22 protein-coding genes and 1 riboswitch are annotated in these 23,595 nt (G+C 41.0%); of the genes, 11 read left to right on the forward strand and 11 right to left on the reverse strand.

What is annotated here, in order from left to right:
* Window positions 1-117: 117 nt before the first annotated feature.
* From CWB85_RS12055 to CWB85_RS12070, 4 genes are all read right to left on the reverse strand, one after another.
* Window positions 118-1,176, reverse strand: coding sequence for an OmpA family protein (locus tag CWB85_RS12055; RefSeq protein ID WP_016709092.1), 1,059 nt, complete (start codon window positions 1,174-1,176; stop codon window positions 118-120).
* 492 nt (window positions 1,177-1,668) lie between these two features.
* The gene (locus tag CWB85_RS12060) at window positions 1,669-2,718 is read right to left on the reverse strand and encodes an OmpA family protein (protein WP_016709091.1); all 1,050 of its coding nucleotides are present in this window, start codon (window positions 2,716-2,718) and stop codon (window positions 1,669-1,671) included.
* A 473-nt stretch (window positions 2,719-3,191) separates the two neighbouring features.
* Window positions 3,192-4,601: a protein adenylyltransferase SelO gene (locus CWB85_RS12065; protein WP_138555022.1), complete on the reverse strand. Its 1,410-nt coding sequence runs from the start codon at window positions 4,599-4,601 to the stop codon at window positions 3,192-3,194.
* An 8-nt stretch (window positions 4,602-4,609) separates the two neighbouring features.
* Window positions 4,610-5,311 (reverse strand): DNA-3-methyladenine glycosylase I, encoded by a 702-nt coding sequence (locus CWB85_RS12070; RefSeq protein WP_016709089.1) that lies wholly within the window; start codon window positions 5,309-5,311, stop codon window positions 4,610-4,612.
* A 185-nt stretch (window positions 5,312-5,496) separates the two neighbouring features.
* A riboswitch (Lysine riboswitch) is annotated at window positions 5,497-5,691 on the forward strand.
* 133 nt (window positions 5,692-5,824) lie between these two features.
* Here CWB85_RS12070 and dapA point away from each other — a divergent pair.
* From dapA to CWB85_RS12095, 5 genes are all read left to right on the forward strand, one after another.
* Window positions 5,825-6,709, forward strand: coding sequence for a 4-hydroxy-tetrahydrodipicolinate synthase (gene dapA / locus CWB85_RS12075; protein ID WP_016709087.1), 885 nt, complete (start codon window positions 5,825-5,827; stop codon window positions 6,707-6,709).
* Window positions 6,710-6,724: 15 nt separating this feature from the next.
* Window positions 6,725-7,465, forward strand: coding sequence for a 2,3,4,5-tetrahydropyridine-2,6-dicarboxylate N-succinyltransferase (locus CWB85_RS12080; protein WP_138555023.1), 741 nt, complete (start codon window positions 6,725-6,727; stop codon window positions 7,463-7,465).
* Window positions 7,465-8,670 (forward strand): PLP-dependent decarboxylase, encoded by a 1,206-nt coding sequence (locus CWB85_RS12085; protein ID WP_138555024.1) that lies wholly within the window; start codon window positions 7,465-7,467, stop codon window positions 8,668-8,670. Before CWB85_RS12080 ends, CWB85_RS12085 begins: the two co-directional genes overlap by 1 nt.
* A gap of 5 nt (window positions 8,671-8,675) precedes the next feature.
* On the forward strand, window positions 8,676-9,797 hold the full coding sequence (locus CWB85_RS12090; protein WP_138555025.1) for a succinylglutamate desuccinylase/aspartoacylase family protein: 1,122 nt from the start codon (window positions 8,676-8,678) through the stop codon (window positions 9,795-9,797).
* 293 nt (window positions 9,798-10,090) lie between these two features.
* Window positions 10,091-11,131, forward strand: coding sequence for a phospholipase A (locus CWB85_RS12095; protein ID WP_138555026.1), 1,041 nt, complete (start codon window positions 10,091-10,093; stop codon window positions 11,129-11,131).
* A gap of 51 nt (window positions 11,132-11,182) precedes the next feature.
* Here CWB85_RS12095 and CWB85_RS12100 read toward each other — a convergent pair whose 3' ends face one another.
* Window positions 11,183-12,076 (reverse strand): bifunctional GNAT family N-acetyltransferase/hotdog fold thioesterase, encoded by an 894-nt coding sequence (locus CWB85_RS12100; RefSeq protein ID WP_016709082.1) that lies wholly within the window; start codon window positions 12,074-12,076, stop codon window positions 11,183-11,185.
* 218 nt (window positions 12,077-12,294) lie between these two features.
* Here CWB85_RS12100 and CWB85_RS12105 point away from each other — a divergent pair, with 218 nt between their 5' ends.
* A complete protein-coding gene (locus tag CWB85_RS12105) occupies window positions 12,295-12,984 on the forward strand; it encodes a spermidine synthase (protein WP_138555027.1) in 690 nt (229 codons plus the stop codon).
* A 21-nt stretch (window positions 12,985-13,005) separates the two neighbouring features.
* On the opposite strand, the gene dtd is transcribed toward CWB85_RS12105, so the two are convergent.
* The 3 genes from dtd to CWB85_RS12120 are packed head-to-tail and all read right to left on the reverse strand — an operon-like array spanning window position 13,006 to window position 15,309.
* Complete coding sequence (dtd, locus tag CWB85_RS12110) at window positions 13,006-13,443, reverse strand: D-aminoacyl-tRNA deacylase (RefSeq protein WP_016709081.1); 438 nt, start codon at window positions 13,441-13,443, stop codon at window positions 13,006-13,008.
* The gene (locus tag CWB85_RS12115; protein ID WP_016709080.1) at window positions 13,431-14,384 is read right to left on the reverse strand and encodes an alpha/beta fold hydrolase; all 954 of its coding nucleotides are present in this window, start codon (window positions 14,382-14,384) and stop codon (window positions 13,431-13,433) included. The genes dtd and CWB85_RS12115 overlap by 13 nt, the downstream gene beginning before the upstream one ends.
* Window positions 14,385-14,415: 31 nt before the next feature.
* Complete coding sequence (locus tag CWB85_RS12120) at window positions 14,416-15,309, reverse strand: virulence factor BrkB family protein (RefSeq protein ID WP_138555028.1); 894 nt, start codon at window positions 15,307-15,309, stop codon at window positions 14,416-14,418.
* An 88-nt stretch (window positions 15,310-15,397) separates the two neighbouring features.
* On the opposite strand from CWB85_RS12120, the gene CWB85_RS12125 reads away from it, so the two are divergent.
* Window positions 15,398-16,054: a DUF2959 domain-containing protein gene (locus CWB85_RS12125; protein ID WP_016709078.1), complete on the forward strand. Its 657-nt coding sequence runs from the start codon at window positions 15,398-15,400 to the stop codon at window positions 16,052-16,054.
* A 145-nt stretch (window positions 16,055-16,199) separates the two neighbouring features.
* A complete protein-coding gene (locus CWB85_RS12130; protein ID WP_138555029.1) occupies window positions 16,200-17,291 on the forward strand; it encodes an MBL fold metallo-hydrolase in 1,092 nt (363 codons plus the stop codon).
* On the opposite strand, the gene CWB85_RS12135 is transcribed toward CWB85_RS12130, so the two are convergent.
* Window positions 17,286-17,561: a hypothetical protein gene (locus CWB85_RS12135; protein ID WP_016709076.1), complete on the reverse strand. Its 276-nt coding sequence runs from the start codon at window positions 17,559-17,561 to the stop codon at window positions 17,286-17,288. The genes CWB85_RS12130 and CWB85_RS12135 overlap by 6 nt on opposite strands.
* Before the next feature lie 195 nt (window positions 17,562-17,756).
* Here CWB85_RS12135 and CWB85_RS12140 point away from each other — a divergent pair, with 195 nt between their 5' ends.
* Window positions 17,757-18,485 (forward strand): CBM9 family sugar-binding protein, encoded by a 729-nt coding sequence (locus CWB85_RS12140; protein ID WP_138555030.1) that lies wholly within the window; start codon window positions 17,757-17,759, stop codon window positions 18,483-18,485.
* A gap of 150 nt (window positions 18,486-18,635) precedes the next feature.
* On the opposite strand, the gene CWB85_RS12145 is transcribed toward CWB85_RS12140, so the two are convergent.
* Window positions 18,636-18,953 carry a hypothetical protein gene (locus tag CWB85_RS12145; protein WP_016709074.1) on the reverse strand — a complete coding sequence of 106 codons (318 nt, stop codon included), beginning with the start codon at window positions 18,951-18,953 and terminating at the stop codon, window positions 18,636-18,638.
* 245 nt (window positions 18,954-19,198) lie between these two features.
* Window positions 19,199-21,019, reverse strand: a complete 1,821-nt coding sequence (typA, locus tag CWB85_RS12150) for a translational GTPase TypA (protein ID WP_016709072.1) — start codon at window positions 21,017-21,019, stop codon at window positions 19,199-19,201.
* Window positions 21,020-21,538: 519 nt separating this feature from the next.
* On the opposite strand from typA, the gene glnA reads away from it, so the two are divergent.
* Both glnA and CWB85_RS12160 read left to right on the forward strand, forming a co-directional pair.
* On the forward strand, window positions 21,539-22,945 hold the full coding sequence (gene glnA / locus CWB85_RS12155) for a glutamate--ammonia ligase (RefSeq protein WP_016709071.1): 1,407 nt from the start codon (window positions 21,539-21,541) through the stop codon (window positions 22,943-22,945).
* Window positions 22,946-23,080: 135 nt separating this feature from the next.
* Window positions 23,081-23,593 carry a DUF4124 domain-containing protein gene (locus CWB85_RS12160; protein WP_029216170.1) on the forward strand — a complete coding sequence of 171 codons (513 nt, stop codon included), beginning with the start codon at window positions 23,081-23,083 and terminating at the stop codon, window positions 23,591-23,593.
* Window positions 23,594-23,595: the final 2 nt, after the last annotated feature.

Raw genomic sequence — 23,595 nt, forward strand, 5'->3', positions numbered from 1 at the left:
AAATTATGTGAATGTTAATTAAGGAAAACACCAATCACATGAATATTAATTACAACCCAGTTATTATCAGGCATAAAAAAACCCAGCATTGCTGGGTTTTTTTAATTTAAGATAGTATTAACGCTCTACTTTTACGCGTTCAATAACAGTTACATGCGCTTCAACACGACGGTTCTCAGCATGCGCTTCAGCCGTGTTTGCAGGGTTTTTAAGACGCTCTTCGCCTAAACCAACAGTAATGATACGTTTTTTATCAATACCATCTTCAATAAGACGAGCTGCAACAGCGTCAGCACGTTTTTTAGATAACCATTTGTTATAGTCAGCTTTACCCACTGAAGAAGTGTGACCTTCTAAAAGAACTTCAGTTCCTGGGTACTCTTTTAAGAATGCAACCGCTGCATCAATATCATCTAAGTATTTTTGCGATACTTTAGAAGTATTATTAGGGAAAGTAATTAATAAGCTCTTAGTTACTTCACGATCTTCATATAATGTACAACCAGTGCCATCTACAGCGTCAGTCATTGGTGTGTTTGCACATTGGTCGTCTGCATCTGGGATGTTATCGCCATCACTGTCAACTGGAGCAACAGCTACTGGAACAACAGCTGCTGTAGGAGCTGCTTCAACTGGAGCTGATGAACCTTGCTCACCAAAAATATAGCTAAGACCAAGCTTACCAGCAACATCAGTGTAACCACGGTCAAGTCCTTGGTACATTGTAGCTTCAGCGTTGAATGCAAAGTTATCTGTGAAATAGTGTTGATAACCAGCACCTAAGTTAGCAAACATTAAATTTTCAGTAATGTCTAATTGCTTAAGACCAAAAATACCATAGAAAGGGCCGCCGTTAATGTGGTAAAGACCATCAATACCTAAACGATCGCCGTCCATGCTCGTTGCAGTCATAGCTGGGTTTGAACTTGAGATATCAAAATCCATATCTGCATATTCTAAACGTGCGCTCCAGTAATCGTTAAAACGATAACCTAGCTCAGCACCCCAACCCGTTGAATCATCAACATTAGTACCAGCACTACCACGAACATTTTCCCATGATGCATCATAGTAATCGCCAAAAGCACCGATAAAGAAGCCTTCTTTTTCAGCCGCGAAGCTTGAAGCGCTAGTTGCAGCTAGTGCTAAAGCAATAGTAAGAGATTTAAGTTTCATGTTTCATTCCTTTCCATTAAAAATACCTAAAGGCCATTTGGCCAAACTCGCTCTAAGATAGATGATGACCAATTAATCCAAACTTAATAAGCCTATAGAAACTGAAATTTATAGTGAAGTCCAATAGGTTGGAACAACACAAAATACGACAATACCTATATCAATTCTTAACTCGCTAGATATTTCGCGAGCTCTCAAAATTATTTAACTCATTTCAAACTTCGACAAATTAATTGATTAACAATAAGAATACTACAATTATTTACGGCTTTATTACTTTAAATCAAGTTTAAATTCACTTTAATTAAAAGCGAAAAATGATTAAGTAGTCAAGAGTAACATCATACAGTGTTAGCCCGTTTACTCAAAAAGTAAATATTGGTAGGTATTTTAAAAGCAAAAAAAAGTCGACTTGAGTTAATCAAGTCAACTTTCTAAAAGCTAAAGTTGCTGAGTTAAAATGTTAAAGCAACTTTAGCTCAGTAAATAAAATTATTTGCGAAGAACTTTAACTCGTTCAACACTCTTAACCTGAGCTTCTACTCGGCGATTTTGTGCGTGAGCTTTAAGTGTGTTTGCTGTATTCAACAAACGCTCCTCACCATAACCAATAGTAGATACTCTTTCAGATGAGATGCCATCTTTAATTAGTACATCTGCTACATCTTGTGCACGTTTTTTAGATAATTGCATATTGTAATCAGCATCACCTACAGCTGAAGCATGACCTTCTAATAAAACTGATGTTCCATCGTTTTCTTTCATAAACGCGGCTAAATCAGCAATATCATCAAAATAGCCATTTGGTACTTCGGCAACATCGTGCGGGAATGTAACTAACAATGCCATTGTTACTTCTTTATCTTCATACAATGTGCAACCGTTATCATCAACGGCATCAGTCGTCGGTGTATTAGCACATTGGTCATCAGCATCGATAACACCATCATTATCACTGTCCATAGGACCCGCCACTACTGGCGCTGGCTCTACTGGCGCAGGTGCTGGACTTTGGTCACCAAAGATATAACTAAGACCTAATTTAGCACCAACATCTGTGTAGCCACGGTCAAGACCTTGATATAGAGAAGTTTCAGCATTAAAAGCAAAATTATCTGTAAAATAATGTTGGTAACCTGCACCCAGATTAGCAAACATTAAATCTTCATCTACAACATCAAGATTTTTCAAACCAAAGATCCCGTAGAAAGGGCCGCCATTGATATGGTATAGGCCATCAATACCGTAACGTTTTCCGTCCATACTTGTTGCAGTCATCGCAGGGTTTGAGCTTGAGATATCAAAATCCATATCAGCGTATTCTAAACGTGCGCTCCAGTAGTCGTTAAAACGATAACCGATTTCCGCCCCCCAACCTGTTGAATCATCAACGTTAGTGCCTGCACTGCCTCGGACATTTTCCCATGATGCATCATAATAGTCGCCGAATGCACCTATATAAAAGCCTTCTTTATCGGCTGCGAAACTTGAAGCGCTAGTTGCAGCTAGTGCTACAGCAATAGTAAGTGATTTTAATTTCATTGTTTCCTTCCCATTTTCACAATTAAAATTGTAGCTAAGTGACCCTAGCTCTTAACATTTAACCTGAGTACAAAGAGATTTGTTAATCATTACTTAACGAAAACGCTTGAATTGTGTTTTTGTCAACTAAAGTGGTTTTAATACAAACAGTAATAAGTATAGACGAGATAAAAGACTTTACCTAACCTACAGCTAAATCACCCAAACATAACACTAAAAAAACCTCCCATAGTCAGTATTTACAGTGATAAGCGCACTTTAGTACGCGTGTAAATTTTAAAACTCTCACGTGTATTATATTGGTTAATTTTAAATCAACAAGTAGGAAGCGTATTTATTTCTTATGAAAGATTAATGAATAACAGTTAATAATCAGCCTAAAGTAAGCAAAGTAAATATCTCCTCACAATAATGACTTACTTTCAGTGAGGAGCGATATAAATAGGAATATACTAACTCAGCGTGGTGCGTCATCAGGTACCACAAAATGTCTGATAATTTAGTTCATTTTTAGGGGCTAAAGTCCATGACTCTTTTACTTGGGATTGATATGGCTGTTGCAATGCATGCAAATATTCGTTCAATATGGGACTGTGCTGCTGCCGCGTAAAATCTTGTAAGATATCTTCAATAATATGATTGCGCGGGATCAATTTTGGATTCACTTTACTCATTATAAAGTAGCTGTCGGTAGATGTTCTTTGTAACCAACTCTGTGACCACGTAGTTAACTCTTGAGGTATATCACTATTACCTTGCAATGATTGCGTCAACGCATTAAAAGTATTGGTGTAATCAAGTTGGTGCGTTTTCAACAACGTTAGTAGCTCGGAAACTAATTCTTTATCCCCTACTTGCTCACCATCAAGTCCCAGCTTCTGCGCCCACATTTGGCTAAATGCATGATTAAACTGCTCAGCAAAGCCATTAATAATTGGGCTTAATAAGGCTACCGCTTGCTCATCATCGCTACTGATCAAAGGCATTAAACTTTCGGCTAAACGGGCACAGTTCCAATTTGCAATATTTGGCTGATGACCAAAAGCATAACGCCCTTGACGGTCTATAGAGCTAAATACGGTATCAAAATCAAACTTATTCATCATCGCACAAGGGCCGTAATCAATGGTTTCACCGCTAACTAGCGTATTATCGGTATTCATCACGCCATGAATAAAACCAACTCGCATCCAACTCACCACAAGGGCTATTTGTTTTTCAACAACCTTAGCTAAAAATGCTAAATAGCGCTCAGCGCCAGAAGTCGTTATTTCAGGATAATGTCGCTCAATGGCTAAATCAGCCAAGGCCCGTAAACCTGCAACATCTCCTTGTGTGGCTAAATACTGGAATGAGCCAACTCGAATGTGACTGCTGGCAACGCGGGTTACAATTGCTCCCGGCTGAGGTGGTTGTCGGTAGACGGTTTCGCCGCTGGCAACAACCGCCAAACAACGTGTAGTGGGTACGCCGAGTGCATGCATGGCTTCACTCATTATATACTCACGTACAGCAGGACCGATTGCACAACGGCCATCACCACCGCGTGAAAATGGCGTAGCGCCCGAACCTTTCAACTGAATGTCCCATAGCTGTTGCTCTTGATCTGTCACCGCCCCTAGTAAGTGTGCGCGACCATCTCCCAATCGCGGTGAGAAATGACCAAACTGATGCCCAGAATAACCCAGTGCAACAGGTTCTATGTTACTGTTACTTTGATTACCAGCAAAAATGTCTGCACGTTCAGCGCAGGCCACATCAATATTAAGCTGTTGAGCTAAAACATCGTTCCACAACAATAATGTGGGTGCTGCAACGACACTAGGAAAATCTGGTACTGCAAAATCATCTGCAATCTGGGTATAGCGCGCAACGAGTTTCATGGTATTCCTTAAGCTTGGGTTGTTTGTATGCCAACGCGGTTATCACCCACGCTGTACGCGAGAATTAAGCTTAGCTCTTGTAAACTTAAACCGCTTTGCTGTTGTAACTCATTAAAAAATGCTTGCGCCGCAGCTAGTGACTTTTTAGTTTGTAGGCCACCATCAATTATTTTATGCGCCCGCAAATAACTTTCTACGTCACGAGATAATAAAAAGGTATCTTTACCAAGAGCACGTAATGCATAAGGTCCTGTGTTACCCCCTAAACGTGCACCGTGCTTTTTTAAATATCCCCACAAACCAATTATGTCGTCTGTTGGCCAATCGGCAATAAATTGACTAAAACTACCATGTTCTGTGGCAACATCATGGATCATATAAGCGTTATGTGGAATGGTTTGTACTTTTTTAAAGTTACGCACAATTCGCTCATCACTGGCTTTTTGCTCGAGCATATCCGGTGGCATCATGAGTAACTTTTCGACACTGAAGTCCCAAAAAACGTCACGAAAGCCAGCCCATTTATTGTTGATCACCGACCAATAAAAACCACTTTGAAAAACCTTGCGGGTAAATTCTTCAAGCCATACATCATCAGGTAGAGTCCGTAATTGTATTGCTGTTTTTGGAGCCACAAGCAATTGCTGTAACATTGCTTCGCCACCTTTTCTCTGTGCCGCTCGTTGATATATATCTTGAAACTTTTCCATCATTCACTACCACTACTGTTATTAAGCTTACTGTAACGTTATTTACGTTGTAAAAAAATGTCAGGAGCACATTGCAGGGTAAATTAACTTAAAAATATCCATCCTTGACACCTAGACGGCTAAAATGCTTTAATCTCCGTCATTACCCCTATTTAAGGTGTGAGTTTTTCTTAAAACTTGCGCTGTGGGCTAGAAGAGGTGCGTTATTCAGGTAGCGTATGTGAGGAGCACAAAACTCCAATGATCATACGTGAGGGGAATTAACGCCGAGAAGTAACACTTTTTGTGAAGGGTTATTTCGGGCGACTGGGTTGAATCCCAGCGACTGTCACCAATAACAGCAACGCTGTTAATTTGTTTGGTGGAGAGCTTCTGGTCTTAGCATAATAAGGCCATTGCGCCCTATTGTATTAAGCCCATTCGCTCTTCGAATTATTAGTTCGAACGACGTTAATGCGGCTCCAATCATAAAAGCTTCCTTAACTCTTCGAATAATTTATAAGTTCGTGAGAGATGATCAACAACTTTAATTTAAACAACTACCCATTATGGACCGCGCTTGTCACCCCTTTTACAGATGCAGGCGACGTCGACTATGGCGTACTTAACCAGTTAGTTGCACAACAACAAGCAGCTAACAATGGTATATTACTACTTGGCAGCACCGGAGAAGGTCTTGCCTTAACATTAAAAGAGCAGCAAGCGATTGTTGAGCACGTATGCCAATTAGCACCAACCGTGCCACTGATGGTTGCCGTTGGCGGTATGAACCTAAAGCAACAAATTGCGTGGGTTGAATACTGCAATCAACTTCCTATTCACGGCTATTTACTTGGCTCTCCTGTGTATGCAAAACCAGGTGTAGTTGGTCAAACTCATTGGTTTGAAAGCCTGCTCAATGCCAGTAAGCACCCTTGTATGCTTTATAACGTGCCAGGGCGTAGCGCCGTTGCGATCCCTCCTGAGGTCATCAGTAATTTAAAAGATCATAAAAATTTATGGGCACTGAAAGAAGCCAGTGGCGACATAGCCAAATTTGAAGGCTTTAGAAAAGTAGCCCCTGATTTAGCAATCTTTAGTGGTGATGACGCGCTAATGCCTTACTTTGCACAAGCAGGCGCGAAAGGCTTAGTGTCAGTTGCTGCCAATGCATGGCCTGAGCAAACCCATGAATTTGTGAGACGTAGCCTTAGCGGTCAACACCCCAATTTATTTGCCGACTGGTCTCAAGCGATTCAAAGCTTGTTTGCCGTGGCAAACCCTATTCCCGTTAAAGTATTGATGCATTTACAAGGGCGTATTCGTAGCCCGTATTTACGTCCGCCTTTAACGCATCTTGAGTTAACACAAACTGATTGCATCAGTCATGCAAACAACACCATTTTATCTTGGCATTAAACACAGGTTTTTATAATGAGCTGGTTAGAACTATTAAATAATTTAGAATCGGGCGCAGTACGCGCAGCAACACAAGACGAAAGCGGCCAATGGCATGCAAATGTTGACGTTAAACAGGGCATTTTAGAAGCGTTTAAAAACGGCACTAATACTGAATTCCCAGGTGGATTTGTTGATAAACACAATTTAGCACCACAAGGTTTTACAGCCGATGCTGGCGTTCGTATGGTACCTGGTGGCTCAAGTGTACGCCGTGGTGCGCACGTAGCTAAAGGTACGATCATTATGCCACCAGCGTACGTGAATATTGGTGCATTTATTGACGAAGGCACTATGGTTGATAGCCACGCCTTAGTAGGTTCGTGCGCGCAAGTAGGTAAAAATGTGCATTTAAGTGCAGCGGTACAATTAGGCGGCGTACTTGAGCCAATTGGTGCAAGCCCAGTTGTGGTAGAAGACGATGCATTCATTGGTGCAGGCTGTGTGATTGTTGAAGGCGTAGTCGTTAAAAAAGGCGCTGTACTTGCACCGGGCGTGCGTTTATCAGCGACTATTCCTGTTTATGACTGTGTTAACGAGCGTCAACTAGATAAAGGCGAGCCAATTCCAGAATACGCGATTGTTATTCCTGGCTCTCGTCCTGCATCTAACGCCTGGGCGCGCGAACAAGGCTTGAGCATGTCATGCGCATTAATCGTAAAATACCGTGATGAACAAAGTGATGCGTCATTACTTCTTGAAGAGGTTTTACGTTAATGACCTTTTTGAGCACGCCAGTTAAAACCGCCATTGATGAGTTATCAACTCAGCTTGATACACCATTTTTTGTTTACGATCTTGATACCCTAAACACGCACTTAGCGCGTTTAGTGGCACAAACTGAAGTAAAACTTTGGTATGCCGTAAAAGCTAACCCGTTATCTAAAGTGATACAGAGCTTAGATAGCGCAGGTTTTAATTTTGATGTGGCAAGCAAAGGCGAACTTGAGCAAGTACTAGCACAAGGTATTAACAGCGAGCGCGTGCTCAACACTGGGCCTGCAAAGAGCCCAAAACAAATTAAACACTTTATTGAGCGTGGCGTACGTATTTTTGTGGCCGAAAGTCTCAATCAAGTTCGCTGGCTAAATGAGCAGGCGCTTGCTCAACAATGCCAGCTTCAGGTTTTACTACGCGTACAATTACGCTGGCCTGAGGGCGAAAAAAACCCACTGGGTGGCGATAGCCTAACGCCATTTGGCTTAGGTTGTGATGAATGGCAAGCACTCTACATTCATGACTACCCTGCACTTAACTTTGACGGCCTGCATATTTTCCAATGGGGTAATATGCTTAGCAGTGACAAACTCGCCGAGCTTTGGTCACAAATGGTCGCGCCATTACAACAACTCGCAGCTGATTTAAATATCAATTTAAAAGTACTCGATTTAGGTGGTGGTTTAGGCATTCCTTATACATTAGATGCCCCTACTCTAAGCTGGGACGCATTAATAGCAGCGCTTGCAAAAATTAAGCGTGATGCAGGTGTTGAACAATTATGGATGGAACTAGGCCGCTATGCTGTTGGTGAATGTGGTCATTACGCAACTCCAGTGGTTGAAAGCAAGCTTAATTATGGTCAACAGCAAGTGATTTTAAGTGGCGGAATAAACCACTTATTGCGCCCTGCGGTAACCAGCCAAGACTTCCCTGTGCGACTATTGCGTGAGTCAAACGCAACAACGCAAGCGATGAGTTTGTATGGCCCACTGTGCACAGCACTTGATTGTTTGGGTGAACACCAATTACCCAATGATTTAAACGAGCACGACTGGCTGGTGTTTAGTCAATGTGGTGCGTACGGCTTTACCGAAAGCATGCCGTACTTTTTATGCCATGAACTTGCCGCCGAGTACGTTTTACAAAACGGTGAGCTTCACTGTATTCGTCAAGCAGAAGATGCCAGCTACTATTTAAGGTAATTGATATGAGTATTACAACAGCTATCAGCCAAGAAAACATCGTAGTTGGTGAAGTTGCAAACGGCCTGCCACTCACTATTCCTGTTTATCGCTTAAAAGGCGATGGCAGCGGACCAAGTGTGTATGTGCAAGCCAACATGCATGGAGCAGAAGTACAGGGTAATGCGGTTATTTACCAGTTACTCGAACAACTTAAACACCATAAACTTAAAGGCGATATTACCTTAGTCCCGTATGCTAACCCCATTGGTTGTAATCAAAAATCAGGGGAATTTACCCTTGGTCGCTTTGATCCAATTACCGGCACTAATTGGAATCGCATGTATCACTGCACTAGCAAGCTTGCAACTGAGTTTGCCGAGCAATACGCGGATGCCGATGATCAGACTTTAAAAAGCGCCTTTAAAGCAGCACTTATCGATGAAATAGATCAGCTATTAACGGGCCCAGCTTACCGTTTAACCACTGGTAAACGTATTGCCCTGAATTTGCAAAAATTAGCTCATCAGGCTGATATCGTTCTGGATTTACACACCGGCCCAATCTCAAGTCAGCACTTGTATTGCCCAGATTACGCCAAAGACAGTGCCCGCTATTTTAATATTCCCCACGTATTGTTTATTCCAAACGACTTTGATGGTGCAATGGATGAAGCCAGTTTTTGCCCGTGGTGGCAGTTAACTGAAGAATTAGCAAAGCAAGGCCGTAAGTTTAATGTGCAGGTTGAAGCGTTTACCGTTGAGCTTGGCAGCCAAGAAAAAATTGATTTGAGTGCCGCTCTCGATGACGCAAATAGCATTTTAAGTTATCTAAATTATAAACAAGCATTCGTCGATGCACCGTATCAACCAAAAATGATGAAGCGCTACGGCTGTAATTTAAATGATTACCTTGCTTACTATGCGCCTATGGGCGGCATGGTTGAGTATATAGCGCCACTAGGCGGGTATATTAAAGCCGGTGAGCCGATTGCTAAAGTGCTACGCATGGAGCGCTATTTAAGTGAACAACCTTTGCAAACACTAACACTTGATTGCGATGCCATCGCAATTTTGCACTTTGCTTCAGCAAGCGTAAATCAAGGCACTGAGCTATATAAGTTTTTTACCAACGTATTTGAGCTTTAAGTTACTTCCCATTGAAAGCTCAACCCTTCTCATTGCGTGAGAGCACGATTATCCAATTGGAAAACGTGCATTGAACAGGCGGCTTCGGCCGCTTTTTCTTTGTATTTATGATCGAAAAGCGCCACAATCACGTAAGTTCAGTAGCAATTCACTGATATTCAGTTACAGTCAATAGTGGATAAATTGTAAAAATCGCAATTTTCAATATTTCTATGACACTGAAATTAGTTAACTTTAATTTATTCGAAATACACAATAGCGACTCTCTATTTGATTTTATCAAAGGAATAATAATGACTTGGCACTATGGGATCTTATTCACTGCACTATTATCAAGCACCGCATTTGCGCAATCAGAACCGGCAACAAAAACCAACGAACAAGATGATGAGCTTGAGCTGGTAAAACAATGTATTTTAAACGAGGCAATTGGCGGCTCTGACGAAATGACACTAGCGCAATTACGCGAAAAATGCTCATCATTAGAGGAAAGTAAGCAAGTAACAGCACTGGATAAACGCAAAGCGCGTGAAGAAGTCAGCCAAAAAAATCGCAATGTGATCACCCCACATAAACGCAATTACATTTTACCGCTGTCGTATGTTTCTAATCCTAATACTAGGCCATTTAGTAGCTTAAATGAACTATCTGAGGACAGCGATGGCGAGCCACTCGATAACTTAGAAATAAAATATCAATTGTCGATTAAAGTCCCTTTGTACAATGACTTTGCAGATAAAGATCAAGCCATTTACTTTGGCTTTACTCTACAATCATTTTGGCAATTCTATAATGATGATATTTCATCGCCATTTCGTGAAACCAATTATGAACCTGAGATTTTTTGGGTTAACTACCTAGACCCGGAAAATGTACTGTGGGGCGATGAAATGGCCATTGCAATCGGTTTAGTTCACCAATCTAATGGTCGTAGCCAACCTAACTCTCGCTCATGGAATCGTATTTATGCCGATTTTATTTGGGAGAATGAAGGATTTGTTTTTAGCTTTAAGCCTTGGTATCGCATTCCTGAAGATGAAAAAGAAAATCCACTGCAGGCTAAAGGTGACGATAATCCAGATATCTATAAATATATGGGTTACTTTGAATTTTCTGGCGCATACCGCTACGAAGACCATGAGTTTAGCTTTATGACTCGCAATAACTTAAATTCGGATAACCGCGGCGCAATTCAATTAGATTGGTCATTTCCTTTATGGGGCCGATTACGCGGCTATGCACAATACTTTAATGGTTACGGTGAAAGTTTAATTGATTATAACGCTGATATTGAACGTATTGGTGTGGGTATATTGTTAACTGATTTACTTTAAAAATAAGTTACTGTAAAAAACAAGGCCAAGCTAATGCTTGGCCTTGTTTTATCACTTAATAACTTTAAACGTACCTTCAAATTCAGCGACTAACACATTGCCATCAAAGATTTCTACTGGCACTAAATAGCTTGCCTTACCTTCCGACTCTAACTCGGCTAATTTACCTTTACAGCCGCTTAAATCAACACTGCCACGCGGTTCATTATTCAGCGGTTTTAAATACTTAATATTTGCATCAGCCAATACGATATTGCCTTCAAGGCCTGCTTCTTTAAGTGCTAAGTATGTTGCCCCCCAGCCAGTTAGCGTCGCTAAACTATAAATAGAGCCTGCAAACATGGTGTTATGCAAGTTTAAATTCGCATTAAGATCAGCACTGGTGGTAAATTGCCAATCTGTGTAGCTTTCAACTTTAATACCCATCGCATCACTAATTGGAATCGATTCGCGCCACGTATTCTGTAGCACTTGAGTCCAATTAGGATGGCGGAACCAACCTGGCTCAGACGGTTTTTGTTTCACCATCTTCCAATGTTGAACATCGTTATAAGCTAGATGCGCTTTTTCTTTAAGCTCATAACCATGGCGCTTATAAAACTCCAGCGCGCGCTCGCGAGCAAATAAAACGAGTTCATCGGCATCTTGGGTCCAAGCTATTTTCTCAAGCTCATGTAGTAGACGACTACCAATATGCTGGTTACGATTCCCTTCAGCAACTGCCATATAACGTACTTGGGCTTGTTGTTGATTATTAAAATGCAGCCGTGCAACACCTAGTACAACACCTTCTTTATTTTTAATAAAGCGGTGCTCAGCATCTTGCTCTAAATCGTCCTGCTCCGAGCCACGCGGCTCATTCCATGGCGCACGTAGTACTTGCCAACGTAATTGATAATAAGCTTGCCAATCTTCGCTACTTTGTGGTGTTGTCACCTGAAACATAATCACTCCTGTTGTGCTAATACCGTACTATAAAACGCTGTCGCTTACTGCTAAAAATAATATCAACAGAATACGGTAATTTGTTATTGCGACCTACCATACTCCATCTGATAAAAACTTGGAATACGACTTTGGTGAGCAAAGTAAAATACCTGTATATCACAAAAATTGATATGCAGACTGGCGCTTTAAATTGACTCAGCTATGCTGATGTAACTATGGAACATTTTTTTGAAGACAACGGGGCAGTAAAGCACAGCTTTATCGAAGATTGTCACCGTCTCGGACATCTACTCTATTGGCACAAATATGGCGCCGATTGCATTCAAGTGCGTCAACATAAGCAATTACGTTGGCTATTGATCAACGAAACCTTACAATCCGTGGTTGAAAAAAGCCGACCGAGCCACTTGCTGTTCCCTCATCTACAGTTTTTAGCACAACTATGGCAACCTCTTACAGCACCAAAATCAGTGCTTGAACTCGGACTTGGCGGGGGGGCTATTCGTAATTACTTACAACACACTTACCCTGACTGCCAACTGATGTCGGTAGAAAAAAACCCCAATATCATTCACTGTTATAAACGTTTCTTTGGCGGTGACCATGCCTTAAACTTGCGCTGTTTTGATGCGGAAGCGGTGCTTGAGCAAGGGCAAGAGTATGGTTGGATCATCCTTGACTTGTTTAGCCAACTCGATGCGCCACTGTTTTTATACAAACATCGCTTTTATGAAAAATTACGTAGTGTCTTAGCTAAAAACGGCTACCTGTTTATTAATTTTTTATCACAACATGATTCACAACTGAAACAATTAGAACACTTACTGATCACCACGTTTGGTAAAATTCCGAGTATTGAGAAAATCCCAGGTTACGCAAACCATATAGTAATGATCAAAAAATAACGTTTATTTAAACAGAGTACGTTACACGGCTAAATTAAATGTCACAGGCCCATCATTGCATAAACTCACCTGCATATCCGCAGCAAACTGCCCCGTTGCAACAACCACCCCAGCCGCTTTTGCTTGGCTAACAAAATACTCATAAAGCTCATTTGCTTGAGTAGGGGTTGCTGCAGAAGAAAAACTTGGCCGCATGCCTTTTTTAGTATCTGCTGCTAAGGTAAATTGCGATACCACTAATAATTCACCTTGAATATCTTTTAGGCTTAAGTTCATTTTGTCGCTTTCATCGCTAAAAATACGGTAGTTACTTACCTTATGTAGCAGCTTATCAGCAGTGCTATTGTCATCGTGTTTTTCAACTCCCAATAATAGCAAGATCCCCTGCCCAATTTGACCAATAACTTGGCCTTCCACTTCAACTTTTGCGTGTTTAACCCGCTGAATTAGTCCTTGCATTTATGCCTCGATAATTTAATACACATTAGATCAGCTGCGCGCCGTACAGCCGCTAAATATACATTATTATCAACACCATGCCCAACACCATCTAATATCAGTAACTGTGCATTGAGTTGCTCTGCTAATTGCTGCACCGCATTAAATCGACATACTAAATCATGGCGGCCATGTATAAACCAAACAGGAACCTTACTAATTTTTTTATAATGCTCGCTAATGAAGTTATCAGTAATAAAACACCGTGCAGCAAAGTAATGAACCATCAAGCGCGCCATATTGAGGCCCAATTGCGGTGAACTCAACCCCCATTGGTGGTGCTGTTTTCCATGGCTCAGTACACTTTCCCACTGGCACCATAACTTAGCAAAGTGATTAGCATTTATTTGATTATCATCATTTAATTGCTGTTGATAAAACGCAAGAATACTCGTCACATCTGGTAGATTTTGAGAAAAGCGTGCATACAACTCAGGGTAAAAGTGTGCAGCCCCGCCAGCACGGCTATATAACCAGTCAAAATCGGCTGCAGTAGCTAAAAATGTACCCCGTAAAATAAGCCCCTGCACATGCTGTGTATGCTCAATTGCATACAGTAAACATAAGGTTGCCCCCCAAGAGCCACCGCTAAGCACCCATTTTTCAAGCCCAAGATAAGTACGTAAGTAATCAAGATCTGCCACAAGCTCTGCGGTAGTGTTTGCATTAATTAAATGAGGAGTAGATTGCCCGCAGCCACGTTGGCTATACAAAATTATACGATAACGCGTAGGATCAAAAAAACGGCAATCATCCGCATGTAAGCCCGCTCCAGGGCCGCCATGACAAATTACTACCGGCAAGCCACAAGGCTCACCGTATTCTTGTATATGAAGCTGATGGCCATCACCAACGCTTAAATGAAAATCATGGTATGGAGTAATTGACGGATATAACTGCATAATGCTGCTCTCCTATGAGCGATGCAGTTAGTTAATTAGCATCGCCCTCTTCATCAAGAATAATCTCAGGGGTATCGGCAATATCTTTAGGGCTAATACAAACCGTAAATTCAGCCCCTAACAACACAACCACCCACGATAAATAAATCCATACAAACAAAATAGGGATCGTTGCTACTGCGCCGTAAATCACCTCATACGATGGAAAATGACTAATATAAAGCGCAAAGCCTTTCTTAGTTAATTCAAATAATAACGCCGCAAATAATGCTCCAGGTATTGCAGCTCGAAATGAAACCCGAGTATTTGGTACTAGAGTATAGAGCAAAATAAAGCCCGCCATGGAAATTAAATACGGCAAAAGCTTTAGTAAAAAGCCACTAAAACCAGGGATCCCTTGATCTGCAAACGACACTAAAGACACGATATACGAGGTAACACCAATACTGGCTCCCAATAACAACGGCCCCAAGCTCAATACCATCCAGTAAACAGCGAAAGAAATCATCATCGGGCGCTTGGCTTTAATACGCCAAATACGGTTTAACGTTGCATCAACATTACGGATAAGCAACAGGGCAACAGCAGCTAAAAAACCAATACCTACAGCAGTCATTTGATTCGCATTACCAGCAAAAGAGGTAATATGCTCTTTTATTACATCTGATGAGGTAGGTATAAAATTAGCAAACAAAAAGTTTTCAATCGCTATTCGGGTATCCTCAAAGCCCGGAAAAGCCGAGAAAATTGCCACACCTACAGCGATTAAAGGCACTAACGAAAGTAACGTCACATAGGCTAAATAACCCGCATTTACAGTTATTTGATCATCGATACAACGATTCACATACTGCATCCACCAACCAGGCTGCTGGCGTAAAAATGACATGGCTTGTTGCTTATAATGCGCGACTTTCTCATTCATAAATTTAACTTTCTGCTAAAATTGTTTTGATTATCATAGCAATCAACCACATAATTTACAGCTATAACGGATTTAAAAAGGGATCTCCATGAAAAAACTTACTTTGCTAGGCGCACCAATTATCGCTTTAACTCTTGCCTTAACGGGTTGCCAATCTGCATATTACTCAGCCATGGAATCGGTTGGTGTACACAAACGCGATATTTTAGTCGACCGTGTTGAAGCAACTAAAGAATCTCAAGAAGAATCACAAGAAGAGTTTCAATCTGCTTTAGAGCGCTTAACTACACTAATAAACTTTGATGGTGGTGATTTACAAGCAGCTTATGAGCAACTCAACGATGACTACGAATCGAGCCTTGCAGCTGCGAGCGACGTGACAAACAACATCAACAAAGTTGAAGATGTCGCAGAAGCGTTGTTTGAAGAATGGGGTGACGAATTAGAGCAATACACCAACGCCTCACTTAAACGTGAAAGCAGTAAAAAACTCACGGCAACCAAACGTGATTTTGACAAACTGTTACGCTCAATGCGTAATGCCGAAAGTAAAATGGAACCGGTACTGTCATCACTGCATGACAATGTCTTATATTTAAAGCATAACCTTAACGCACAAGCTGTATCGGCCATTCAAGGTGAATTCACTAACCTTAAACGCGATATCAAAGTGTTAATGGATGACATGAACAAGTCGATTGCTGATTCAAATAAATTTATTGAGCAAATGAATAAAGCAGGGTAAACCAACTCAGAGTTGGCGAGCAAAGAATACATTAAGCCTGTATTTTGCAGGCTTTTTATTGTTATTTTTTGTTACTTTTTAAGTGTTTTTTAATCCGCTATTTTTGGTACACTTTTATTAATTCAAATAATAAAAACAGTTAATAATGAAAATACCTACTCTTTCTTTAATCTTCACTTCAACTCTCTTAACCGCGTGCAGCGCAGCGAATAATGTACAAATCATTGCCGGTACAGATACTATTGTGCCACTGCACCAAGATGGTGAACGAGCGGGTCGCTATCACAACCTCTACCCTGGCGAAAAAACTTACCCAGTTAGTTGTGAGAATGATTGCTACCCAAAAAATGCCAGCTTAATCTGTGAAACAGAAACTGAAAACTGTCAATATCAAGGCCAACAAGAAAACCCACAGCTTAATACTGGTTTCACTGTTCGCTGGCTCGGCCATGCCGGATTTATGATCAAAACCCCCAATGGTCAACAAGTCGTATTTGATCCTGTAAAAGAGCAATTTGACTCCCCAGTCGACTTAGCCTTTCGTCTTGCCTCTGGGTTCTATCGCAAACCTGGCGACTGGCTTACTGACAGTGAACTTAAAAATCTGGACGCCGTCATGTATTCTCATATTCACTACGATCATTTCAATAAAGCCGACATTGAGGAAATTGGCAATCAGCCACGCTATTTAACGCCACTTGGCATGGCTGATAACTTCCCAACTGGTGGGTTTAACATTAGTGAAATGGCTTGGTATGCAAAAACTAACATTGACGATTTAACGATTCATGCCCTGCCTGCACATCATTTTAGTAGCCGAGTGTTAGTGCCATTTATTTACGAAGATAACGACAAAGACTTATGGAACGGCTGGTTGCTTGAGCAAAATGGTAAAACATTATTCTTTGCTGGCGACACTGGCTACTCACAGCACTTTAGCGATATTCAACAAAAATATGGCGACATTGATATTTGCTTAATGCCGATAGCGTCTTATTATCATGAAGAAAACGGTAAATGGTATCGCTATGTACACACTACGCCAGAAGACGCCCTAATGGGTGCACAAGAGCTTAACTGCAACGTTATGATACCTTGGGGCTATGGCAATTCAAGTTGGAAGATGGGCGATCACAGCAGCCACTCGGCACTGCTACGCTTGTTGCATATGTACACTGAAATGGACTCGCAGATACCACTTTATATTCTAAATGAAGGGGAAAGTATCGCGTTATAAAGGGATACTTGGGTATTCCGACGATGGCTCCTCGGCTTTGCACTCATCATCGCCGAGTGAGCGGCTTATTGGCCCAAGTATCATACTAAAAACGCCATTAATTATATTCGCTGCTTGGTTTGTATCTGAACTATCAAGCGAGTGGTTCTGTACTTGCCTTTGCTGACTTTGCACACTGCCAGCAACAAAATCACACCCCGAGCTCATTACTTGCGATGAAGTGCAACCAGATAACAAAACAACCATAATCAATAAAAATACTTTAGCCAAAATTATTCCTTTAATATGCATGAACTCTGATCGTGCTATCACTTTACCTGTTAATTACGCTAAGCAGTGTAAAAAATTGTATTCAGCGACGACCTATTTTCTCGGCAATTTAATATTGGAAAATGATGTCTGTTGTTTTCAATTTTTGTTTCAGTCACTATTAAGCAATAAACAAAGTAAAAATTTGAGAATACCATGAAAATAGTCGCGTTGACTTTAAGCCTATTAATGAGTAATGCCGCCATAGCAATTGATGTAGAACATACAACAACCCCCATAATTATTGATGGTGTCGCAGAAAATGCATGGGATAAAGCTACTTGGCACGACATGCCACATTTAATGGATGGTACACAGCCTGACTCCGATAGCGATTTTAAAGGCCGCTATCGCCTACTGTGGGATGAAAACACCCTCTATTTACAAGCCGATATTGTTGATGATGTACTCATTGATACACACCCAGATCCCACCGATAAATACTGGGACGATGATGCTCTCGAAGTATTCATCGATAGCGACGCATCGGGTGGTAACCATCAATTTAATCATACTGCGTTTGCCTATCACATTGGCCTTGATAACCAAGCCGCCGATTTTGGGCCTGATAAAAAACCCCATTTATATACAGATCATTTAGTTAGCCGCTGGCAACGCAACACCACCGCGCCTTATAACATTACTTGGGAAGTGGCCATTAAGCTCTACCCAAATGATTATCAAGAAGGTGCTAAAAACACCCCACTTAAATTAACGGCAAAACAAGTAATCGGCTTTATGCTAGCCTACTGCGATAACGACGGCAGTGAAACTCGTGAGCATTTCATGGGCTCACACGAAGTACAGCCAGTTAACGGCAGCCGCAACCTAGGCTATATCGATGCCGATGTGTTTGGTAAAATCACCTTACTACCGAAAAAGTGAAGAAAGAGACAAGGTTGGGTTGAGCGCAGCGAAGCCCAACGAAAAAATACCCTTTTAACTAAAGCAGGGGCTTTGCATTATCGATTATTTAATTCTCAAACACGTTTATGCTTAGATAAAGAAACACTACGCCCTGATTCAGAGCTAATTTTAGCCGCCTTTTTGGTCATACTTAATAATTTTAACAAGCAAATCAATCCTGCGATTTGTTTTCTTAGTTTGATCCCTAATCATGCCCTGCACCATGGCAGAAACCATAAAAATAAAACATATAATTTGAAATAATTCAGTTTCAATATCATAGAAGCTATTAGCGATTGACAACAAAACAAATGGTAAAAAAATTGATATAAGATCTTTCAAGCCCCAATCATTTTTGCCTAGTTTTTCAAATTCATCTTTATACTTTTGCAGCTCGGCAATATGTTCTATCTCTAGTTTTGCCTTAACTTCATTTTCAGTATTCACACTAGCTCACTCACTCGTATTAAATATAGCTTTTACAATAACTAAATACCATTTATGGGTCCACCATTAAAAAAACTGTCTAACAGTATCGAACCCATTGCACCGGTTCTAATCTGACAGCTGACCGCTGACCGCTGACCGCTGACCGCTTATAGCTTACAGCTCTTTTGTTTTCACCCACAAAAAAGCCGCTGTATTTTGCAATACCGCGGCTTTTCAATGCGTTTATCTAAAAAGATTACGCTTTATTTTGCTGCACGACCCGCACGTTTACGCTCACTTTCAGTTAAGTGACGCTTACGAATACGGATATTTAGCGGTGTTACTTCTACTAACTCGTCATCAGCAATAAACTCAAGCGCTTGCTCAAGTGTATAGTTAAGTGCAGGTGTTAATGTTTGTGCTTCATCAGTTCCAGATGCACGAACGTTTGTTAGTTGCTTACCTTTAAGCGCATTAACTGTAAGGTCGTTATCACGGCTATGAATACCGATAACCATACCTTCGTAAACTTCAACACCGTGACCGATGAATAAACGGCCGCGCTCTTGTAAGTTAAACAATGCGTTAGTAAGAGCTTTACCTGTTGCGTTTGCAATCATTACGCCGTTCTTACGAACACCTAGCTCGCCACCTTTGTGCGGACCGTAGTGATCGAACGTGTGGTAAAGTAAACCAGAACCTGACGTTAAGGTCATGAATTCAGTTTGGAAACCGATTAAACCACGACTTGGGATCATAAAGTCCATACGCATACGGCCTTTACCATCTGGTGCCATATCAGTAAGCTCACCTTTACGAAGACCAATTTGCTCCATGATAGAACCTTGGTGCTCTTCTTGACAGTCAATTGTTAGTGTTTCATACGGTTCTTCTAACACACCATCAACAGTACGTAAGATTACTTCTGGACGAGATACTGCTAACTCGTAACCTTCACGACGCATGTTCTCGATTAAGATACCTAAGTGTAATTCACCACGACCCGATACGCGGAAGCTATCTGGGTTATCAGTATCTTGAACACGAAGTGCTACGTTGTGAACTAATTCTTTGTCTAAACGCTCACGAATATTACGTGATGTTACAAACTTACCTTCTTTACCACAGAAAGGAGAGTTATTAACAGAGAACGTCATTGTTACTGTCGGCTCATCAACACTTAATGGTGGTAATGCTTCAACGTTGTTAGGACAACAAACAGTATCAGAAATCTTAAGCTCGCCAATACCCGTTACTGTAACGATATTACCAGCATAAGCCTTGTCTGTTTCAACACGCTCTAAACCTAAGTAACTTTGTACTGAACCAATTTTACCATTACGCTTAGTGCCATCAGCACTAATAATAGTCACTTGTTGGTTAGGAGATACAGAACCACGTTTGATACGACCAACACCGATTACACCAACATAAGAGTTGTAATCAAGTTGAGAGATCTGCATTTGGAAAGCACCTTCAGGATCTGCATCCGGTGGTGATACTTCATCAACGATCATCTTGAACATAGGTTCCATGTTGTCTGATGGCTCGTCTAAATCTAGTGTTGCCCAACCGTTGATAGCTGACGCATAGATTACTTTAAAGTCTAGTTGTTCATCGGTTGCACCTAGATTGTCGAATAAATCAAAGATTTGATCCATAACCCAATCAGGACGTGCACCTGGCTTATCAATTTTGTTGATCACGACAATTGGCTTTAAGCCTTGCGCGAATGCCTTTTGCGTTACGAAACGCGTTTGTGGCATTGGACCTTCTTGAGCATCAACAAGTAATAATACTGAGTCAGCCATCGAAAGTACGCGTTCAACTTCACCACCGAAGTCGGCGTGTCCAGGGGTATCTACGATATTGATATGGTAGTCATTCCATGAGATAGCGGTGTTTTTCGCCAAAATGGTAATACCACGTTCTTTCTCAATGTCGTTTGAGTCCATCACACGCTCTTCGTTACCGCCGCGTGTTTCTAATGTACCTGATTGCTCAAGTAGTTTGTCAACCAGTGTTGTTTTACCATGGTCAACGTGCGCGATAATCGCTATATTTCTTAACTTTTCGATGCTCATATTTTTACTCAGAGAAATTAATTCTCATTGATCCTGCAAGATCTACGCACTCACCTGCGTTTTCACGAGATGTCCCAGCATAGGATTTAAAAGGGCGCATATTATCCCTTATTAATGAGATGGATGAAAGTTTATCCAATATATATTTCACAACTTTCTTTATAGTTCTAATAAGTATCTGTTTTATATATGACATTTTCATTAACTTAATTTTTTAATTTAGCACTATTTAGCTCATTCCTAGCTATTGTTGTCATAATTTGGCAGTATTTGATGGATAAGTTAACTAAATAGCAGTGCCTATTAAATGTACTAATCAATAGTGAATAGCGTTCCACATTAGCAATGCACCAAAATAACTCAAAACATGTCCATATTGGTGCAAAAACATATAAGTGAAGCAAACACTGTTATTTTTTAACCATTAAAAACAATGAATTACAAATGTGGCATGGAAGCCGCTTACTAGAAGCAAAAGCAATTATGCAGCAATAATAAAACCCAACAGTTGGAGGACACATGTCACAATCGGTTTTAGATTTTATTAAAGAAAATGACGTTAAGTTCGTTGATTTACGCTTTACTGACACAAAAGGTAAAGAACAACATGTTTCTATTCCTCATCATCAAGTAGATGAAGACTTCTTTGAAGACGGCAAAATGTTCGATGGTTCTTCAATTGCTGGTTGGAAAGGCATTAACGAATCAGACATGGTACTTCTACCAGTTGCTGAATCAGCTAAGTTAGACCCTTTTACAGAAGAAGCTACTTTAATCTTACGTTGTGACGTGGTTGAGCCTAGCACACTACAAGGTTATGAGCGTGACCCACGTTCAGTTGCTAAGCGCGCTGAAGAATATATGCGTTCTACAGGTATCGCTGACACCGTTTTATTTGGCCCTGAGCCAGAGTTTTTCGTATTTGATGACATTAAATACAAAACTGACATGTCAGGTTCTATGTATAAAATTGATTCTAAGCAAGCTGCTTGGAACTCAGATAAAGAATATGAAGGCGGTAACACTGGCCATCGTCCAGGTGTTAAAGGCGGTTATTTCCCAGTTGCTCCAGTTGATGATTTCCAAGATTGGCGTTCAGCGACGTGTTTAGTTCTTGAAGAGCTAGGTCAAGTTGTTGAAGCACACCACCACGAAGTGGCAACTGCAGGTCAAAACGAAATCGCTACTCGCTTCAATACTATGGTATTAAAGGCAGATGAAATCCAAGAAATGAAATATGTTATTCATAACATGGCTCACTTATATGGTAAAACTGCAACCTTCATGCCTAAGCCTGTTGTTGGTGATAACGGTTCAGGTATGCACTGTCACCAGTCTTTAGCTAAAGACGGTGTTAACTTATTCGCAGGTGACAAGTACGGCGGTCTTTCTGAAGAAGCGCTTTACTACATTGGTGGTATCATCAAGCACGCTAAAGCAATCAACGCTTTCGCAAATGCGTCAACTAACTCTTATAAGCGTTTAGTACCGGGCTTTGAAGCGCCAGTTATGCTTGCATATTCTGCACGTAACCGTTCAGCTTCTATCCGTATCCCAGTGGTTCCGTCTGCAAAAGGTCGTCGTATCGAAGTACGCTTCCCTGATCCAACAGCTAACCCATACCTTGCATTCTCTGCAATGCTTATGGCTGGCCTTGACGGTATCAAAAACAAGATCCACCCTGGCGATGCAATGGATAAAGATTTATACGACTTACCGGCAGAAGAAGCAGCAGAGATTCCAACAGTTGCATCTTCATTAGGTGAAGCCCTAGCTGCACTAGATGCAGACCGTGAGTTCTTAAATCAAGGTGGTGTATTCACTAACGATTTAATTGATGCTTACATTGCACTTAAATCTAAAGAAGTTGAAAAGCTTAACATGACAACTCATCCAGTTGAGTTCGAAATGTACTACAGCTGTTAATCACCTGTAGTTAAAGTTACCTCGTTGTAGGTAATTAATGTGTTCTCGAAAAGCCCGTTCAACGGGCTTTTTTTATGGCAAATGTCCTCATTTTCTACTAGAGTTTTATTAGTGCAAAAAATGCAAGGTGACAGAGTGAAAACAACGCTTTTATTACTAGTAATGCTGATTTTAACCAGCTTTTATAGTTACTGTGGTGATAAGAAAATTTATTCTTGGAAAGACAAGAATGGCGTTTTAGTATTTTCTGATACACCTAAAGTCGGTGCGACTGAGGTAAAGCTCACCAGCCAAACTTTATCTATGCCAACCATTGATACGAGTATCTTAGATGAGCAACAACCGGTTGCTGCAAAGAGCTATAAAGTAGCGATTTCTTCACCTGCTGACCAAGACACTGTGCGTGAGAATAGCGGTTCCGTGTATGTAACGAGCCGGATCACACCGCGCTTTGAAAATGGTTTTAAAATTCAGCTACTCGTTGATGGCGCAGTATTTGCGGAACCCAGTAATACCAGTACTTTTGCCCTTCGTGATGTAAATCGCGGCGAACACACCTTACAAGTAAAGCTATTTGATCCGCAAGGCTCGGTAGTTTCTGTTAGCCCCATAAGTACATTTTATATGCATAGAGCTTCATCTTTGTAAAT

This window comes from Pseudoalteromonas sp. S1727 (assembly GCF_005886375.1).
Taxonomy (GTDB): domain Bacteria; phylum Pseudomonadota; class Gammaproteobacteria; order Enterobacterales; family Alteromonadaceae; genus Pseudoalteromonas; species Pseudoalteromonas haloplanktis.

Coding starts and splice junctions, on each gene's coding strand:
- CWB85_RS12125 (WP_016709078.1), top strand. CDS start 15,398: ATGAAAAAACTTACTTTGCTAGGCGCACCAATTATCGCTTTAACTCTT.
- CWB85_RS12120 (WP_138555028.1), bottom strand. CDS start 15,309: ATGAATGAGAAAGTCGCGCATTATAAGCAACAAGCCATGTCATTTTTA.
- CWB85_RS12105 (WP_138555027.1), top strand. CDS start 12,295: ATGGAACATTTTTTTGAAGACAACGGGGCAGTAAAGCACAGCTTTATC.
- CWB85_RS12060 (WP_016709091.1), bottom strand. CDS start 2,718: ATGAAATTAAAATCACTTACTATTGCTGTAGCACTAGCTGCAACTAGC.
- CWB85_RS12055 (WP_016709092.1), bottom strand. CDS start 1,176: ATGAAACTTAAATCTCTTACTATTGCTTTAGCACTAGCTGCAACTAGC.
- dapA (WP_016709087.1), top strand. CDS start 5,825: ATGATCAACAACTTTAATTTAAACAACTACCCATTATGGACCGCGCTT.
- CWB85_RS12130 (WP_138555029.1), top strand. CDS start 16,200: ATGAAAATACCTACTCTTTCTTTAATCTTCACTTCAACTCTCTTAACC.
- glnA (WP_016709071.1), top strand. CDS start 21,539: ATGTCACAATCGGTTTTAGATTTTATTAAAGAAAATGACGTTAAGTTC.
- CWB85_RS12095 (WP_138555026.1), top strand. CDS start 10,091: ATGACTTGGCACTATGGGATCTTATTCACTGCACTATTATCAAGCACC.
- CWB85_RS12090 (WP_138555025.1), top strand. CDS start 8,676: ATGAGTATTACAACAGCTATCAGCCAAGAAAACATCGTAGTTGGTGAA.
- CWB85_RS12140 (WP_138555030.1), top strand. CDS start 17,757: ATGAAAATAGTCGCGTTGACTTTAAGCCTATTAATGAGTAATGCCGCC.
- CWB85_RS12085 (WP_138555024.1), top strand. CDS start 7,465: ATGACCTTTTTGAGCACGCCAGTTAAAACCGCCATTGATGAGTTATCA.
- CWB85_RS12115 (WP_016709080.1), bottom strand. CDS start 14,384: ATGCAGTTATATCCGTCAATTACTCCATACCATGATTTTCATTTAAGC.
- CWB85_RS12070 (WP_016709089.1), bottom strand. CDS start 5,311: ATGGAAAAGTTTCAAGATATATATCAACGAGCGGCACAGAGAAAAGGT.
- CWB85_RS12100 (WP_016709082.1), bottom strand. CDS start 12,076: ATGTTTCAGGTGACAACACCACAAAGTAGCGAAGATTGGCAAGCTTAT.
- CWB85_RS12065 (WP_138555022.1), bottom strand. CDS start 4,601: ATGAAACTCGTTGCGCGCTATACCCAGATTGCAGATGATTTTGCAGTA.
- typA (WP_016709072.1), bottom strand. CDS start 21,019: ATGAGCATCGAAAAGTTAAGAAATATAGCGATTATCGCGCACGTTGAC.
- CWB85_RS12080 (WP_138555023.1), top strand. CDS start 6,725: ATGAGCTGGTTAGAACTATTAAATAATTTAGAATCGGGCGCAGTACGC.
- dtd (WP_016709081.1), bottom strand. CDS start 13,443: ATGCAAGGACTAATTCAGCGGGTTAAACACGCAAAAGTTGAAGTGGAA.